Consider the following 16,557-nt stretch of genomic DNA (forward strand, 5'->3'; position numbering starts at 1 on the left):
CTATGTCCAAATACCTGATCAATCTCGTTGTATTCCTGGCCGGTCTGGCCGTTGTCGGTTGGGTTGGCGCGGGCTATGCCAACAGCAATACGCTGGCGCTGGTGGTCACGCTGCTGATCGCCGCCTTCTATCTGGGAGGCGTGCTCGAATTGCAGCGCTACCAGCGCGCGACGGCAACGCTGGCGCGCGGGATCGGCGACCTCGCCAGCCCGACGGCGGACCTGGGCGCCTGGCTCGACCGCCTGCATCCCAGCCTGCGCAATGCCGTACGGCTGCGGGTGGAGGGCGAACGCGTCGCCTTGCCCGGACCGACGATGGCGCCTTATCTGGTGGGATTGCTGGTACTGCTGGGCATGCTGGGGACGTTCCTGGGCATGGTCGCGACCCTGCGGGGCACTGGCGGCGCCCTGGAAGCGGCTTCGGATCTGCAAGGCATACGTGCGTCCCTGGCCGCGCCCATCATGGGCCTGGGTTTCGCCTTCGGCACGTCGGTGGCCGGCGTGGCGACGTCGGCGGCGCTCGGTTTGCTGGCCGCGCTGGCCCGGCGCGACCGCATCCTGGTCTCGCAGGCGCTGGATACGCGCATCGCCCTGAATATGGGCGGCCATTCGCGCCAGCACCAACGTGAAGAGGTGTTCCGCTTGATGCAGCGCCAGGCCGAGCTGATGCCGGCCCTGGTGGAACGCTTGCAGGCCGTGGCGCAAGCGGTGGAGATCCAGAGCAAGACACTGACCGAACGCCTGGCCGCGGACCACGCCGCCTTGACCGCCAAGCTGACCGGCAATCATGAAACCCTGACCACCAGGCTGGTCGGCGATCATCAGGCCTTGAACGAAAGGCTGGGCGCGGGGCAGGAAGCCTTGCAGCAACGCCTGGGCGGAGGTCTGGATGCCTTGACCGAACGCCTTGGCGGCCGGCTGGAAACCTTGGGCGATCGCCTGGGCGGTGGCCTGGACACGCTCAACGCGCGCATCGCGGGCGACTTCGAGGCGCTGAGCGGGGACCTGGGCGCTGGCATGACGTCCTTGTCCGCCAAGCTGGGCGGCAACTTCGACAGCCTGAGCGAACGCGTCGGCGGTGGGCTGGACAGCCTGACCGAGCGCGTCGGTGGCCGGCTGGACGAACTGGGCCGCAGCACGGGAGACAGCCTGGCGAGCCTGGGCGGCAAGCTGGGCGATGGCTTCGACCAATTGAATACGCGCCTGGGCCAAAGCCAGGAAGGCTTGCACGAGCGCCTGGCCGCGAATCACGCTGTGCTCAACGGACAACTGGACGAACGCCACGAAGCCCTGCGCACCGCTCTGGTCCAGGGCCAGGCCGACCAGGCCGAGCGCCAGCTGGCACAGCTGGACGCGATGGAAAGCCGTCAGAGCACCCGCCATGCCGAGCTGCACGAAGCCATCACCGGTCGCCAGGCCGAGCTGCACGAGGCCATGACTGGCCGCCAAGCCGAGCTGCATCAAGCCTTGGTCGGCAACCAGGCCGCGCTCAGCGACCACATCCGCGGCGGTTTCGAGACGCTGCAGGTCGCCGTGGTCGCCGGCCAGGCGGCATTGAACGACAAGCTCAGCGCCAATCACGCGGCACTGGAAGGCAAGCTGGGCGACAGCCTGGCCCACCTTGGCGCGCAGCTCAGCGCCAGCCATGCCGACCTCGGCGGCAAGCTGGGCAAGGATTACGCAACGCTCACGGACAAGCTGGAAAGCGGCTACGACGGCCTGGCCGCCAAGCTGGAAAACGGCTATGGCACGCTGAGCGACAAGCTGACGGCGAGCTACGACGGCCTCAACGGCACCTTGGCCGGCGGGCAGGAAGCCCTGGCCAAGCAGTTGACGACCGACCAGCAGGCCTTGGCCAAGCAGTTGACCACCGACCAGCAGGCTCTGGCCAAGCAACTGACGACCGACCAGCAGGCCCTGGCCAAGCAATTGACCACCGACCAGGAAGGCCTGCATCAGCGTCTGGAACAGCATCAACAAACCCTGGCCGAACGTCTCGCCGCCAGCCAGCAGGCCCTGCACGAACGTTCCGCCACGGCCTACGAAGACCTGGCCGGCGCGGTCCAGCAGACCCTGCAGGAAAACATCGGCATCAGCGCCCGCATTGCTGGCGAGGCCATCCAGCCCGCCGTGCGCGCCACCCTGGACGGCCTGGCCAACGAGACCGCCACCTGGCGGGCCACGGTCACGGAGTCGGTGCGCGAACAATTGGCCGGCCTGGCCGTCCATTTCCAGACCACGACCGGCGACGTCGCCAAGGTCTGGACCGACGCCCTGGCCCAGCACAAGCAGGACAGCGAGCAACTGGCCCAGGCCCTGGGCACCACGCTGGACCGCTACGCGTCCGCCTTCGAAGCCCGCACCGAACAACTGCTGGGCGATGTCGCCCTGCACCTGGAAAGCGCCACGTCCGGCGTCACGCAGACCTGGCAGGACGCCTTGTCCAAACAGGAGCAGGCCGGCGCCGAGCGCGCGCAAGCCCTGCTGCGGACCTTGGGTGAAGACCAGGCCCAGGCCCGTGCCGATGCCACGGCCCAGGATCAACAACGCCTGGAATCCTGGCGCGAAACGCTGGCCGGCATGACCACCGAGTTGCAGGAGCAACTGGACAAGGTCGAACACCGCGCCGCCATGCGTGCGGAAGAGATCAGCGACACCCTGGCCCAGGCCGCGCGCGACATGTCCGCGCAAGCCGAAGACCAGGCCCGCGCCACCGTCGCCGAGATCGCCGGCCTGCTGCAGGCCGCCGCCGAGGCGCCGCGCGCCGCGGCCACCGTGATTTCCGAATTGCGCGACAACCTGTCCGCCAGCATGGAACGCGACAACGCGATGCTGGAAGAGCGGGGCCGTCTGCTGGAAACCGTGGCGACGCTGCTGGACGCGGTCAACCACGCCGCCAACGAGCAGCGCGGGGCCGTCGATGCCCTGGTCACGCGCTCGGCCGAATTGATGCAGGAAATCGGCGGCAGCTTCACCACGCATGTGGAAAGTCAGACCAATGCCTTGACGGCTCATGTCGAGGACGTGACGGGCAAGCTGACGGCGCACGTCGAACAGGAAACCGGCAAGCTGGCCGGCCACGTCGAAGCCGAGACGGGCAAGCTGTCCTGCATCGCGGCCCAGGTCACCGGCAGCGCTGCCGAGATCGGCAGCATGGGCGAGGCCTTCGGCGCCGCCGTGCAGCTGTTCGGGCAGTCCAATGGCGCCTTGGTGGAACAGCTGCAGCGCATCGAAGCCGCGCTGGATAAATCGCTGGCGCGCAGCGACGAGCAACTGGCTTACTACGTGGCGCAGGCGCGCGAAGTGGTGGACCTGAGCCTGATGTCGCAGAAGCAGATCATCGATGACTTGCAGCAGTTGGCGGTCGCGCGGTCGGATAACGGTACCGAGGCGGCATGAGCGACGACATCGACGCCGGCGTCGAAACTTCAGCGCCGACCTGGGCCGTCTTTGGCGACCTGATGTCGGTGCTGCTGGGTTCCTTCGTGCTGGTGCTGCTGGGCGTGATCGGCATGCAGCTGGACTTGAGCAGCCAGTTGCAGGAAGAGGTCAAGCAGCGGCAGGAAGAAACGCAACGCCGCGAGACCTTGGAAGAAGCGTTGGCGGTGCCTTTGGCGCAAGGGCGCATCACGCTGGTCAATGGCCGCATCGGCATCAGCGGCAACGTGCTGTTCGCGCTGAACTCCGATCAGTTGCAGCCGGAAGGGCGTGAGGTCTTGCAGAGCCTGGTGCTGCCGTTGACGCGGTATCTGCAGGACCATGCCGAGATCCTGATGGTCAGCGGCTTTACCGACAATCAGCAGATTCATGAAGGCAACCGGCGCTTCGCCGACAACCTGGACCTGTCCGCGCAACGGGCGTTGACGGTCACGCGCGCGCTGATCGAAGCCGGCGTGCCGCGCACGGTCATCTTCGCCGCCGCTTTCGGTTCGGAGCAGCCCGTGGCGTCGAACGACGACGAGGGCGGCCGCGCCAAGAACCGCCGGGTGGAAATCGCGCCGATTCCGCGGCAGACCGCGGATGGGAAGACTGACCAGGGCGCCACCGGCGCCAATAGCAATGGTGGCTCTGCCGCGCCGGCGCAGGTTGCGGCACCCGTGCCTGCGGCTGCGACGCCTGCTGCGCCTGCAACGCCTGCGGCGGCTGCCGCGGCCAAGGCCGAACCCGGTCCGGATGCGGACGCCGCCTCGGCGCCGGCCCCGGCCGCGCAAGCGCCTGCCGCCCCGGCCGGCAGTGCCGGCGGCGCGTCTTCGGCTTCAGCCAAGAAGCCCGGCGTGGCCCCGCCTGCGAAGCAGGCCAAGCAAACCCACGGCGCTGCCACGCACAAATGAGCGACGCGGACATGACGCCCGACTTGCAACTTGCCGCCTGGCGCGAGCAGGGCTGGGCGCGTCTGGATATCGTTGCTTTTGTCTTCATGGAAGGACTGGCGCGCCGCGCCGTCGCGCAGGAAGGCGAGGCAAGGCAGCGCCTGGATGCGCGTCTGGCGCAGCTGATGAAGGACTACGCGGCGCGTATTGAAAGCGCGGGCGCCCTCGCGCCTGCCCCGGAAATCGTCGAACAGGCTGGCCCGGAAGCGTCGGGCATCCCGAACAGTCCGAACACTGCGGGTACGCCGGGCACTGTACGCGTCACCCGCGCGCCGCGTCCCGTCACGGCCCTGACCGAGCTCAGCAAGGAACTCACCGATCACGCCGCGAAGAACAAGTCCGCCTTGCCGTGGACCGCGCACTATCCGGAACTGCCGCTGCTCGACGAATTCCAGCAGCTCTGGTCGCGGGTAAGCGCGTCCCTGCGCGTGCAGGAGTCGCAGTTCGAAGTCCCCGACAATGCCGGGCCCTTGAATTCCAGCCACCTGGTACATCGGTCGCTGGCCTTGATGCGCGAGCTGGCCCCCGGGTACCTGCAACACTTCCTGGCCTACGTCGACGTGATGTCGTGGCTGGAACCCATGGTCGTACCCGCCGTCCCGCCACGCGACAACGCCAAGGCCGCCGCGAAGTCGGCTGGCAAGGCGCCTGCCAAGCCAGCGAAGGGTGCTGCCGGCGCCCGCAAGACCGCCGCGAAGCCCGCTCGCAAGACCACCTAGCGGAAGACCCCCACCGACTCGCTGTCGACCACCGCCAGTACCGTGCCATCCGGCGCTTGCACCACGGACTGCTTTCCGCCCACGTCTGCATGGCCATCGCGGCGCGCGGGCTGGCCGTCCCACGGCGAAAAGACCCAGACATCAGGATGCTTGCCCCGCCAGTTGCGTGGCGCCGAGCGCACCTTCGTGCCCGTCGCGTAGTGCATCTCCCCAAGCACCAGATCGCAAGCCAGGGTCGCCGTCGGCAACTCGAAGTAGCGGCGGTCGGCATCGAGGCGGATCAAGGGATCCAGCAGCGCCAGCCCGGCAACCTGCAGCACCGTGCCCTCCGGCGGCTGCACTTCCCAACGGTCTGCGTCCGTGAACCCATCGACATAACGGTTGCCGCTGCTGGCGCGCAGGTCGGTGCCCGCGGGCAAGTCGATATGGCCATCGCCACGTCCTGGTGTGGCAACGGTATTGCCCTGCGCCAACGCGCAGTGCGCCAGCCGCGTCAGGGTGCCGTCGCGCGCCGTGTCGAACGTCACTCCACGCGCGGCATCGCAGCGCCAGCCGTCCACTTGCTGCACGCCCGCGCCGGTCGCGGCCAAGGCGGTCGGGTAGGTCGCCTTGGCGGCGTAGGTCTTCGAATCGTATTCATCGGTCAGCTCGCGTCTGACCCGCGTGGCCTGGACCTCGCCCACCGCGACGGGTCGCGGAAACTCGGCCAGCGTGAAGGTCTCGGGTTCCCCCGCGCGGCGCAACGTCAGCCGCGTGCCCTCCGGCATGTCGAGGGCGCCGATGCGGGTGGTGTCGCTGAGGGTCATCCGCCGTGCCGCGGCTTCTTTGGCGTGTTCCTGATCGATGCTCCGGATGACGTAGAGATAGGCGACGGCAGGCGCGCTGAGCAGCACGACCAGCAGCAGGCCCACGCCGTGCTTGACGGGCGCGCCACGCAAGGCACGCCGCCACCCCTTGCTTATCGCCAGCATGCCCAGCCAGCAGGCCAGCCCAGCCAGCGCGCAAAAGGACGCGGCCATCAGGAAGAAAAACGCGGCGGAAGGCAAGGCGACGGGAATCATGCGCGCCATCATAGCCGCCGCGCCGCGATCAGGCCTCCGCTGGAACCGGCGCCAAGGCGTGTACCGCCGGCTTCAACCCGGCCCGCAGCAAATCCATGAAGGCTTCCGCCGCCAGCGAATCGGTGCTGTCGCGCCGGCGCGCCAGGCAGATGTCGCGTTCATTGATAGGCAGGTTCAAGGGCACGGCCCGCAAGCCCGCCAGCCGGAACTGGTACAGCGCCAGCGTCGGCGCCACCGTCACGCCCAGTCCGGCGGCGATGAAACCGGCCGCCGTGGACAGGCTGTTGACCTGATGCGCCCGCCGCCATTGGCGCGGATAGATGGCCGCGTCCAGATGCTGGCGGATGCTGCTGTTGCTCTCGAAGCCGATCAGGGGCAGCTCGACCACGTCGCTCAGGTCCAGCTGGCGTCGCGAAGCAAGCGGATGGTCATCGCGGCAGATCAGGTAGAAGGTGTCGCGCGCCAGTACCTCGATGTCCAGGTCGACGCTGGGCGACACCGCGGCGCACAGGGCGAAGTCCACCTGCCGATTGCGCACCATGTCCAGGCACACCGTGCTGGCCACGTCCTGCACCTGCACCGAGATGCCGGGATAGCGTTCGCTGAATTCGGCGATCAGGTCGGGCAAGATGGCCGCGCAGATGGAGGGCAGGGCGGCCATGACCACCTTGCCCTTCCGCCGCTCCACGTGATCGCGCATTTCCGTCAACGCGCGCTCGGTCTCCGGCAACAGATGCGCGATGATCTGATGGAAGACCTCGCCTTCGGCGGTCAATTCCACATTTCGGGTATTGCGTGAGAAAAGCCGCACGCCCAGATCGCTTTCCAGATTGGCGATCAGCGCGCTGAACGCGCTTTGGGTCAGGCAGCAGTGCTCTGCCGCGCGCGTGAAATTGCGCAGTTCAGCCAGGGCGGAAAAAGCCCGCATGTGGCGCAGGGAAAGATTCATGGCCGTGTCTCCTCGATACGCGGCCACTTCTGTGAGGCCATCGCAGGCCCCTATCTTAGTGGCAGCGCGCGCCTGGGTGCTCGCACCCGGGCACGCGCGCCCCGTCAGAACGACACCGTCGCCGTCAGGTAGTACACCCGGCCAGGCTCGTTATACGTATAGGCGCCGGCCGAGCTGTTGTTGGAACGGCGCTCTATGGTCTTGTCGAACAGGTTGTTGATGCCGAAGCCCAGGCGGTAGTGCTTGTCGAAGGTATAGCTGCCGCCCAGCCCGAAGATCGCATAGGGGCTGACGCTGGCCAGGGCATCGCCGGTGGCGTCCGCGCCGGTGGTGGTGATGGTGCGGGCCTTCTGGCGGCCATAGAACGTGGCGGTCGCCTGCGCGCGCAGCGATTGCGTGACGCGCCAGTCCAGCGTGCTGTTGATGGTGTACTTGGGGATGACGCTCAAAGGCTGATGCGTTTCCTTGCTGGCATTGCTGAACATATAGGTGAAGTTGTTCAGCAGCTTCAGCGTATCGCCCCCTTCGCCCACCAGGGGAATGTTCAAGTTGCCTTCCAGGCCGTGGATCAAGGCCTCGCCGGCGTTGTACCACTGGTAGTACTTGTAGGACGGGAAGGCCGTGGTGGTCTGGCTGTACATGTCCGCCACGATCTTGTTCTTGTAGTCGTTGCGGAAGTAGGTCAGGCTGGCATCCGTGCCATTGTGGTTGTTCCACTGCACGCCGATTTCCTTGTTCACGCTGACCTCGGGCCGCAGGCTGGCATTGCCCTGGATATAGCAGGGCCCCGATACGCCCACGGGGCAGCCGTTGCCGCGCGTCGTGTACCAGTAGTTGGGATTGGACTGGTACAGATTGGGCGCCTTGAACACGCGCGCGATGCCACCCTTGAAGGTGATCTGCGGCGTGGCCTCATACGTGGCATTCAGGCTGGGACTGAAGTTGCTGCCGAATTGGTCGTGATGGTCGAAGCGCAGGCCCGGCGTCAGGATGAAAGGCTGGGCGATCTCGATATTGTCTTCCACATACAAGGCGTAGGAATCCGCGCGCGAGATGGGGTCGGTTACCGCCGCCACGCCGGTAGGCGGCGACTGCTGGATGGAGTTGGGATCGTTCAGGCGCTGATGGCGATATTCGAAACCGGTGGTCAGTACCTGGCTGAATCCCGCCAAGGTGAAGGGCGTGTGCAGCTCGCCGTTGGTGTAGTAGTTCTCCAGGCGCGATTCATTGAAGTTCAAAGGCGCGGTGCAGCTGCCCTCGGGGCCCCCGGCGGTGCCCTTGACGCAATCCAGGTTGCGCGTGCCTTCGTACTGGAAGGTCAGGCGTGAATCGCCCAGGGTGCCCCATTTGCCGCGATGGGTGACCGATGCGGTCTGGCGATACGTGCGTCGCACCTCGGCGCCATCGTCGGCCAGTTGCTCGATGAAGGCGGAGTCCGACGTGCTGACCGGATACTCGCCGGTGTAGATATTGCCCTGGCGGCTGAAGCCCGCTTCCAGCTCGACGACGTGATCGGGATTGATGTCCCAACGCAGCAGGCCGTCGATGTCCTTGTTGCGCGTGCCTTCGCGGCCGGCGGCATTGGTGCTGACCGTCTGGCCTGAATTGATGTCGGGCGAATCGGCATCCGTCTTGGCGATATTGCCGTACAGGCGGAAGGAGAATTTCTCCGACAAGGGGCCCGCCAGGTTGAAGCTCAAGCGCTTGGTGGCGCCTTCGTCGCTGCTGTCGGGGAAGCTCCAGTAGGTGGTCGCCGACCCGGTGAACTTGTCGGTGGGCTTCTTGGTGATGATGTTGACCACGCCGCCGGCCGCGCCGGAACCATAGCGCGCCGCCGCCGGCCCGCGGATCACTTCGATGCGCTCGACGGCCTCGGCGGGCACCCAGTTGGTGTCGCCGCGCGTATCGCGTTCGCCGCTGCGGCGCATCAGCGCGGCTTCGCGCGATTGCACCGGCTTGCCGTCGATCAGCACCAGCGTGTTCTCCGGGCCCATGCCGCGGATGTCGATCTGGCGCTGGTTGCCGTAGGCGCCGGAGGAACTGGCGCCGGTCAGGTTGACGCCGGGCACGGTGCGGATCAGCTCGGACAGGTCGTTGGCGGGCGGACGTTCCTGGATATCCTTCGCCGTGATGACAGACACGCCCAGGGACTGCTTCAGCTCTTCTTCCGCGGTGCCCAGCACCTGCACGGCGTCGATATCGTAGACAGGCGCGTTGGCGGTGGAAACGGGTGCCGCCTGCGGGATCGCGACCAGGCGGTAGCCACCACTGGCGGCTGGCACCGCCTGCAGGCCGTGCGGCGTCAGCAGGGCGCTCAGCGCCTGGGCGGGCGCGTAGCGGCCGCGCAGGCCGGGGCTCTGCTTGCCGGCGGTCAGGGAAGGATTGATGGCGACCATCACGCCGGACTGCTGGCCGAAGCGGCTCAGCACCTGATCCAGGGAATTGGCGGCGATGTCGTAGTCGCGCGGAGCGGCATTGGCATCGGGTGCCCTGCGCGTGGCCGCGTCGGTGCCCGCGGAGCCTGCGGGGGTCGCGCTGCCCGGGCTGGCCTGGGCCAGCGCGAATGACGTGGTGCTCGCCAACGCGGCGCCGGTGGCCGCCCGCAGCAGCAGGGACGCCACGGTCCGTTTGAAAGGGGTGCGTTGCGCGATAGTCGCCGCGCCACGGATCGCCATCATGAGTTTTCCTTTCCTTCGTTCACACAGGGATCGGCGTGGTCCGCACGCCGCTTCTAGTCCTGTTGATGCACGAGATCGGGAAACCTGCCTGGCCGTTACAACTTTCTTTGCACATGCCGCTTCAACGCGCCGCCAGCGTGACCCAGTAGCGCGTCACGTACTTCACCCGCAAGGGCAGGATCTCCTGCAGCGCGCCCAGTACGGCGTCGGGCTGGTCCACGGGGAAGGCGCCGGATACCAGCAGGTCGGCCACGTCGTCTTCGCAAGCGAGATGGCCCGTGCGATAGCGGCCAAGCTCCTTGACGAAGTCCGCCAGCCGCATGCGCTCGGCCACCAACATGCCGTCCGTCCAGGCCACGGACGCGTTATCCAGGGGGCGGGGGACGTCGATGGCGCGAGCATCGAAGGCTGTCTGCGCGCCGGCGCTCAGGCGCAAGGTGCGCGCGGAGTCGCGCGTCTGGATGTCGACCGCGCCCTCTTGCACGGCGACGTGAACGAGGGGCGACACGCGCGGTTCATAGCGCACCGTATAGCGTGTGCCCACGGGCCGGATGCTGCCGCTGCCGGTGGCCACCACGAAGGGACGATGTTGCATGTCGGCGCCAGTAACCACCAGAATCTGGCCCGCGCGCAGGGTCAGCAGGCGCTGCGTCTCGTCGAAGCGCACGTCGATGGCGCTGGCGGTGCCCAGCATGACCCGGGTGCCGTCTTCCAGCACCACGGTTTCGCGCTGGCCGGTGCCGGTGCGATAGTCGGCCAGCAGCGCGAAGGCGGGCAACGGCAGCTCGCGCCAGGCCAGGTGTGTCGCCGCGCCCAGGCCGGCGAGCCCCAACGCCGCTTTCAACGCGCGCCGGCGCGGTGTGGCGGCAGCGTGCAGGATGCCGCGCGCCATGGGCGGCGCCAGTCCGGCCGTGCCGTCGCGCAGGTCCGCGCCCAGGCCGGTCATGCGGCACCAGGCACGTTCATGTTCGGGATGGGCCTGGCGCCAGCGCAAACACGCGCACCGTTCGGCTTCGGTGGCGACGCCGGATTGCAAGGTGGCGGCCCAGACGGCGGCCTGGGTCACGACGGCGGTGGCGATGGGGCCGCCGCCGTCGCGCGGCTGGAAGGGGACCGACGCGTCAGCGGCGCAGCGCGTCATTGATACACCGCCTGATAGCAGTGCTGGAAGGCCTTGATCATGGCTTTCTGCACCACGTTCACCGTGACGTTCAACTCCGCGGCGATGCCGGGATAGGTCAGCCCGTCCAGCTGCGCCATCAGGAAAATGGCGCGCGTGCGTTGCGGCAGGGCGTCGAGCACCCGGCTGATCGCCTCCAGTGCTTCCAGGATCAGGGCGCGCGTTTCTGTCGAGGGAGCATGGGCTTCCGGCTGTTGGGCCAGCGCGTCCAGGTAGGCGCGTTCCAGCGCCTGGCGACGAAAGTACTGGGCGGCCAGGCGGCTGGCCACGGTGCACAGATACGCACGCGGTTCACGCGGTTGCACGGCGGCCGTGGTGGTCAGCAGGCGCGCGAAGGTGTCCTGCGCCAGGTCGGCCGCGTTTTCGCGATTGCCCAGCTTGCGGCGCAACATGCCGACCAGCCAGCCGTGATGGTGGCGGTACAGCGTTTCGATATCGAGGGGAGCGAGCTGTTCAGACACGGAAATGAGGATGGCCGCTGGCGCGACACCGCCGTTCAGGGAAAGTTCATAATTCTAAATCAATATGGTTCTCATTTGCGATAGAGTCTAAGTGTCTGATTTATTGGAGAAGCCTGCGCGTGGCGTTGGCCGAGCGCCGCAGCCGGCGAAACGCGCTGAAACAGACACGTCCCGCCGTTTGGCACTTTTCGTTAGTGAGATCCATTCTCATCATCTAGAATGCCGGCTGTTTTGCTGACGCCCAGATGAATACGCCTTCCTCGCGCCGCTCCTATTGGCTCAAGACCCTGCACCAGTGGCATTGGATCAGCGCCGCCTTGTGCCTGGTGGGCATGCTGCTGTTCGCGCTGACCGGACTGACCTTGAACAACGCCTCCCTGATCGAGGCCAAACCGCAAGTGACCACCCGGCATGGCGAACTGCCGGATGAATTGCGGACGGCGCTGGTGGCGACGCAGGCCAAGGCGGCCGCGGCCGACACCGCCGCGGGCCGGCGGCGGGGCCGCGACGCGCAGGGCAAGGCCGACCTGCCGCCCGCGGCGCTGGCCTGGCTGTCCAGCCAGATGGGCATCGATGCGGCGGGCAGGGCGGCCGAGTGGTCGGCGGACGAAGTCTATGTGTCCTTGCCGCGCGCGGGCGGCGACGGCTGGGTGTCGCTGGACCTGGAAAGCGGCGCGGTGGAATACGAGGTGACCGACCGGGGCTGGATCGCCTACCTGAATGACCTGCACAAGGGCCGCAACACCGGCGTTGCCTGGCGCTGGTTCATCGATGCCTGTGCCGTGGCCTGTCTGGTGTTCGCGCTGACGGGCCTGCTGTTGTTGAAGATGCATGCCTCGCGGCGCCTGGCGACCTGGCCGGTGGTGGGCCTGGGCCTGCTCGTGCCCGTGCTCCTGACCCTGCTGTTCGTCCATTGATTCATTGCTTGTCCATCCGCTGACCTGTCCTGATTTTCCTGGAGCGACTCCATGCGCAAACTGCTACTCACCGCCATCCTGGCCGGCGCGATCACGCGCGCGGCCCATGGCGCCGAACTCAACGTCAGCGTGGAAATCCCGCGCCTGGACGTGGCCGAATATCACCGGCCCTACGTGGCTATCTGGATCGAGAACGCCGACCAGAGCGTCGCCGCCGACGTCGCCGTCTGGTACGACGTCGCCAAGCGCAATAACGAGGGCACGGAATGGCTCAAGGACTTGCGGCAATGGTGGCGCCGCAGCGGCCGCAATCAGCAATTCCCGGTGGATGGCGTCAGCGGAGCCACCAAGCCGGTGGGTGTGCAGGCCTTGCGGCTGGACAGCAAGTCGCCGGCGCTGGCGGCGCTGAAACCGGGCCATTACGGCCTGGTGGTGGAAGCGGCGCGTGAGGTCGGCGGCCGTGAACTGGTGCGCGTGCCTTTCGAATGGCCGCCCACCAAGGCCGCCCAGGCCAGCCAGCGCGGTGAACACGAATTGGGCGCCATCGCCGTCAACCTTGCCCCTTGAGCCCGACCCTAGAGGAGATATTCCATGAAGTACGCAAACCGTATCGCCGCCGCCCTGGCCCTGACCCTGCCCGCCTTGGCCCTGCCTGGCGTGGCGCAAGCCCACGATATGTGGCTGTTGCCCTCGTCGACGGTGTTGTCCGGCGAACAGAACTGGGTGACGGTCGATGCCTCGGTGGGTAACGACAAGTTCTACTTCAACCACGCGCCGCTGCGCCTGGACAACCTGACCATCGCCGCGCCGGACGGCAGCGCCGCCGAAGCCGAGAACCAGAACCGCGGCAAGCTGCGCAGCTCCTTCGACCTGCAGCTGAAGCAGCAGGGCACGTATCGCGTCGCCGTGGTCAACGATGGCGTGTTCGCGCACTGGAAGGAAGACGGCAAGGTCAAGCGCATGTTCGGCAAGGCCGATGGCCTGGACAAGATTCCCGCCAACGCGCAGGAGCTGGGCATCAACCAGGTCATGAGCCGCATCGAGACCTTCGTCACCGCCGGCAAGCCCAGCACCGTCAAGCCGGTCGGCAAGGGCATGGAACTGGTGCCGGTCACGCATCCCAATGACATCTACGCCGGCGAGGCCGCCACTTTCCAGATGCAGATCGACGGCAAGCCCGCCGCCGAACTGGAAGTGAACGTGGTGCCGGGCGGGGCGCGCTATCGCGACAAGCTCGACGAGATCAAGCTGAAGACCGGCAAGGACGGCAAGTTCCAGGTGAAGTGGCCGCATCCGGGCATGTACTGGGTCGAAGCTTCCCTGGAAGACGACAAGACCACGGTGCCGCGCGCCACCAAGCGCCGCATTTCCTACTCGGGTACGTTCGAGGTGCTGGCTCAGTAATGGCCATGGCGCGGATGATGGATACGTACGCGCCGCGTACCTTGCCGGCCGCCGTCATGGCGCCGGCAACGGTGCGTTATGAGCGCCTGCGCGGCCTGCCTTGCGCGCTGGCCGGCGCCACCATGGGCACGACCTGGTCGGCGCGCATGGCGCTGCCGGCCTGCGTGGGCGAGGCCACGGCGCGGCGCGCCATCCAGGCGGCGCTGGACGATGTGGTGGCGCAGATGAGCCACTGGGAAAGTGCTACCGCCATCACGCGCTACAACCGCGCGCCGGCGGGTTGGCAGGCGCTGCCCGCACAGATGCTGGAAGTGCTGGACTGTGGGCTGGCGGTCGCCCGCCTGACCGATGGCGCCTACGATCCCACGATAGGTGCCCTGGTCCAGGCCTGGGGTTTCGGGCCGCATCAGCGGGCGTTCGAGCCGCCCGCGCCGGCCGCGATCGAGGCCGCGCGGGTGCAGTGCGGTTGGCAGCGCGTGCGACGCGATGGCAACCATGCCTGGCAGGATGGGGGCGTGTTGCTGGACTTCTCCTCGATCGCCAAGGGCTACGGGGTTGACTGTGCGGCGCGGGCGTTGCGGGCGCTGGGGGTGGACGACTTTCTGCTGGAAGTCGGCGGTGAGTTGCGCGCGCAAGGGCTGCGGCCGGATGGCCTGCCATGGCGGGTGGCGATCGAATGGCCGGACGGGGGCGGGCATGCCGACTATGTCGTACTGGACCGCCAGGCCATCGCCACGTCCGGGGACTATCGGCGTTATTTCCAGCATGCGGGGAAGCGGCACTCCCATACGCTGGATCCGCGTAGCGGGCGGCCCATCGATAACGGGATTGCGTCGGTGACCGTGCTGCATGAAAGCTGCATGCAGGCCGATGCATGGGCGACCGCGTTGACGGTGCTTGGGGCCGAGGCGGGCCTGCGAATGGCGAATGCGCAGGGGCTGGCGGCCTTGTTCGTGATCCGCGGGGACCATGGGCTGGAGCCGCGCGCCAGTCAGGCTTTCATCGCCAGCCGCGCGGCGCAATACGCGGAATCCGCATGAATATCCGCGCCTGCTGCGCTTGCGGCGCCGTGCTCCTGTGGCTGCTTGTGTGCGGGTGGGCGTGGTGGCAGTGGCGGCGAGGGGTGATCGCGCAGCGTGCGGGAACGCTGGTGGGGCCTGGCGCGATGGCTGGGCGCACGGTTGCAGCGGCGGGGGCAATGCGCGCGGACGCGGTGTTGATTCTGCATGCCAGCCAGACTGGGCAGGCGGTTGAACTGGCCGAGATGACGGCCGGTGTGCTGCGGGGGCAGGGCGTGACGGCGCGGGTTGCCGGGCTGGGCGGGCTGGATGCCGCGGGGCTGGCCACCTGGCCGCGGGTGCTGTTCGTTGCCAGTACCTATGGCGAAGGCGATCCGCCGGACGACGCGGCGGTGTTCGCTGATCGCGTCATGGGCGGCTTGCCCGACTTGCAGCGCGTGCAGTACGCGGTCTTGGCATTGGGCGATGCCACCTATACCCATTTCTGCGGCTTCGGCCGCCAGCTGGCGGCGTGGTTGCGCGCCAGCGGGGCGACTGCTTTGTTCGACACCGTCGAAGTGGATCGTGCCGATGGGGCTGCCTTGCGGCGGTGGCAAGCTGCGCTGCTGCGCCTGAGTGAAGGGGCTTTGCCGCCGTCCCGGCATGTTGTTGCGGACCCGCAGCGGCCGGCCCCCAGCGCGCCCGCTGGCGCGGGCGCTGCGGCGGCGGCATACGGCACAGCCGCGGGTCACGCCATGGGCGTGGGCGTTGCCGCGCCCGGCGTGGATTTCTTCGATGCGGCGCTGGCGCATCGGCCCTGGCGCTTGCAGGAGCGCGTGCATGTCAACGCGGGGAGCAGCGGGGCGGGTTGTTATCACCTGGCGTTGGTGCCGGCCGACGGTTCGGCCTTGCCGGACTGGCAGGCGGGCGACATCGCTGAAATTCTTTTTGCCACGGCGGAGCTGGAAGGTGTTCGCCGCGATTACTCGATTGCTTCCCTGCCGGCCGACGGCGCGATCCATTTGCTGCTGCGCCAACGGCACGGCCCGGACGGCGTGATGGGCGTAGTCAGCGGTTGGCTCACGTCGCAGGCCGCGCTTGGCGCGATGGTCTCCTTGCGCATCCGCCGCCACAGCGCTTTCCACGCGCCGGTGGCCGACGTTCCCATGATCCTGATCGGCAATGGCACCGGCATCGCCGGCCTGCGGGCGCATTTGAAAGCGCGCGTGCAGGCTGGCCGTCGGCGCAACTGGCTGCTGTTCGGCGAACGTCACGCGGCTACGGACCGGTATTACGACGCGGACATCGCCGAGTGGCAGGGTGCCGGTTTCCTGCCGCGCGTGGACCGCGTCTATTCCCGCGACGGCGGTCAGCATCGCTACGTACAAGACGCCCTCGCCGCCGCCGCGCCCGCCCTGCGCGAATGGGTCAGCGCAGGCGCCGCCATCTACGTTTGCGGCAGCATCGACGGCATGGCCGCGGGTGTCGACACCGTCCTGCGCGAAGTCCTTGGCGACGCCCAGGTCACCGCCCTGACCCAGGCCACCCGCTACCGCCGCGACGTCTACTAACTCTCTTGCCCTCGGGCCCGGGGCCTCGGACCTCGGACCTCGGCCCTCGGCCCGGCCCGGCCCGGCCCGGCCCGGCGGCTAGCCCGCAACATCGAGTGCCCGGCCCTCGGTGCCGGGCACTTTCCTCCCGTGAGCAACACAAGAGAAATAAAGAGACATACCCGTGAAATAGGCCGCAATTCCAACAAATTAGCGACAGGTTTAACAAAAAAAGGCCAATTCAAGGCCTTAATAAACCCATCCCTCTGCC

12 protein-coding genes and 1 pseudogene are annotated in these 16,557 nt (G+C 67.4%); 8 read left to right on the forward strand and 5 right to left on the reverse strand.

The features are described 5' to 3' along the window. Positions 1-2: 2 nt before the first annotated feature. The 3 genes and pseudogenes from ASB57_RS27700 (at position 3) to ASB57_RS27710 (ending at position 5,088) form a co-directional block, all read left to right on the forward strand. Positions 3-3,398, forward strand: coding sequence for a DUF802 domain-containing protein (locus ASB57_RS27700; RefSeq protein WP_057655079.1), 3,396 nt, complete (start codon positions 3-5; stop codon positions 3,396-3,398). After that, a pseudogene (locus tag ASB57_RS27705) lies at positions 3,395-4,021 on the forward strand (OmpA family protein); the annotation flags it as partial. The gene ASB57_RS27700 and the pseudogene ASB57_RS27705, both read left to right, overlap by 4 nt. A 320-nt stretch (positions 4,022-4,341) precedes the next feature. Continuing rightward, positions 4,342-5,088, forward strand: coding sequence for a DUF2894 domain-containing protein (locus ASB57_RS27710; RefSeq protein ID WP_231755271.1), 747 nt, complete (start codon positions 4,342-4,344; stop codon positions 5,086-5,088). Here ASB57_RS27710 and ASB57_RS27715 read toward each other — a convergent pair. The 5 genes from ASB57_RS27715 to ASB57_RS27735 form a co-directional block, all read right to left on the reverse strand. Continuing rightward, a complete protein-coding gene (locus ASB57_RS27715) occupies positions 5,085-6,161 on the reverse strand; it encodes a hypothetical protein (RefSeq protein ID WP_057655081.1) in 1,077 nt (358 codons plus the stop codon). The two genes, ASB57_RS27710 and ASB57_RS27715, sit on opposite strands and share 4 nt — an antisense overlap. Positions 6,162-6,177: 16 nt before the next feature. Continuing rightward, positions 6,178-7,098 carry a LysR family transcriptional regulator gene (locus ASB57_RS27720; protein WP_057655082.1) on the reverse strand — a complete coding sequence of 307 codons (921 nt, stop codon included), beginning with the start codon at positions 7,096-7,098 and terminating at the stop codon, positions 6,178-6,180. Positions 7,099-7,202: 104 nt separating this feature from the next. Then, on the reverse strand, positions 7,203-9,776 hold the full coding sequence (locus ASB57_RS27725) for a FepA family TonB-dependent siderophore receptor (RefSeq protein ID WP_156414288.1): 2,574 nt from the start codon (positions 9,774-9,776) through the stop codon (positions 7,203-7,205). Positions 9,777-9,897: 121 nt separating this feature from the next. Then, complete coding sequence (locus ASB57_RS27730; protein ID WP_057655083.1) at positions 9,898-10,917, reverse strand: FecR domain-containing protein; 1,020 nt, start codon at positions 10,915-10,917, stop codon at positions 9,898-9,900. Continuing rightward, a complete protein-coding gene (locus ASB57_RS27735) occupies positions 10,914-11,417 on the reverse strand; it encodes a sigma-70 family RNA polymerase sigma factor (protein WP_057655084.1) in 504 nt (167 codons plus the stop codon). The genes ASB57_RS27730 and ASB57_RS27735 overlap by 4 nt, the downstream gene beginning before the upstream one ends. A gap of 245 nt (positions 11,418-11,662) precedes the next feature. Between ASB57_RS27735 and ASB57_RS27740 the strand changes: the two genes are divergently transcribed. Genes ASB57_RS27740 through ASB57_RS31685 form a run of 5 tightly spaced genes read left to right on the forward strand, consistent with a single transcriptional unit; the run spans position 11,663 to position 16,307 of the window. Continuing rightward, on the forward strand, positions 11,663-12,334 hold the full coding sequence (locus ASB57_RS27740; protein WP_057655085.1) for a PepSY-associated TM helix domain-containing protein: 672 nt from the start codon (positions 11,663-11,665) through the stop codon (positions 12,332-12,334). Between the two features lie 51 nt (positions 12,335-12,385). Then, positions 12,386-12,901, forward strand: a complete 516-nt coding sequence (locus ASB57_RS27745) for a DUF2271 domain-containing protein (protein ID WP_057655086.1) — start codon at positions 12,386-12,388, stop codon at positions 12,899-12,901. Positions 12,902-12,925: 24 nt separating this feature from the next. Continuing rightward, the gene (locus ASB57_RS27750; protein WP_057655087.1) at positions 12,926-13,738 is read left to right on the forward strand and encodes a DUF4198 domain-containing protein; all 813 of its coding nucleotides are present in this window, start codon (positions 12,926-12,928) and stop codon (positions 13,736-13,738) included. Further along, on the forward strand, positions 13,738-14,778 hold the full coding sequence (locus tag ASB57_RS27755; protein WP_082621883.1) for an FAD:protein FMN transferase: 1,041 nt from the start codon (positions 13,738-13,740) through the stop codon (positions 14,776-14,778). Before ASB57_RS27750 ends, ASB57_RS27755 begins: the two co-directional genes overlap by 1 nt. Further along, positions 14,775-16,307, forward strand: a complete 1,533-nt coding sequence (locus ASB57_RS31685) for a sulfite reductase subunit alpha (RefSeq protein ID WP_082621884.1) — start codon at positions 14,775-14,777, stop codon at positions 16,305-16,307. The genes ASB57_RS27755 and ASB57_RS31685 overlap by 4 nt, the downstream gene beginning before the upstream one ends. Positions 16,308-16,557: the final 250 nt, after the last annotated feature.

This window comes from Bordetella sp. N, assembly GCF_001433395.1.
In the GTDB taxonomy this organism is placed as follows: Bacteria; Pseudomonadota; Gammaproteobacteria; order Burkholderiales; family Burkholderiaceae_B; genus Bordetella_C.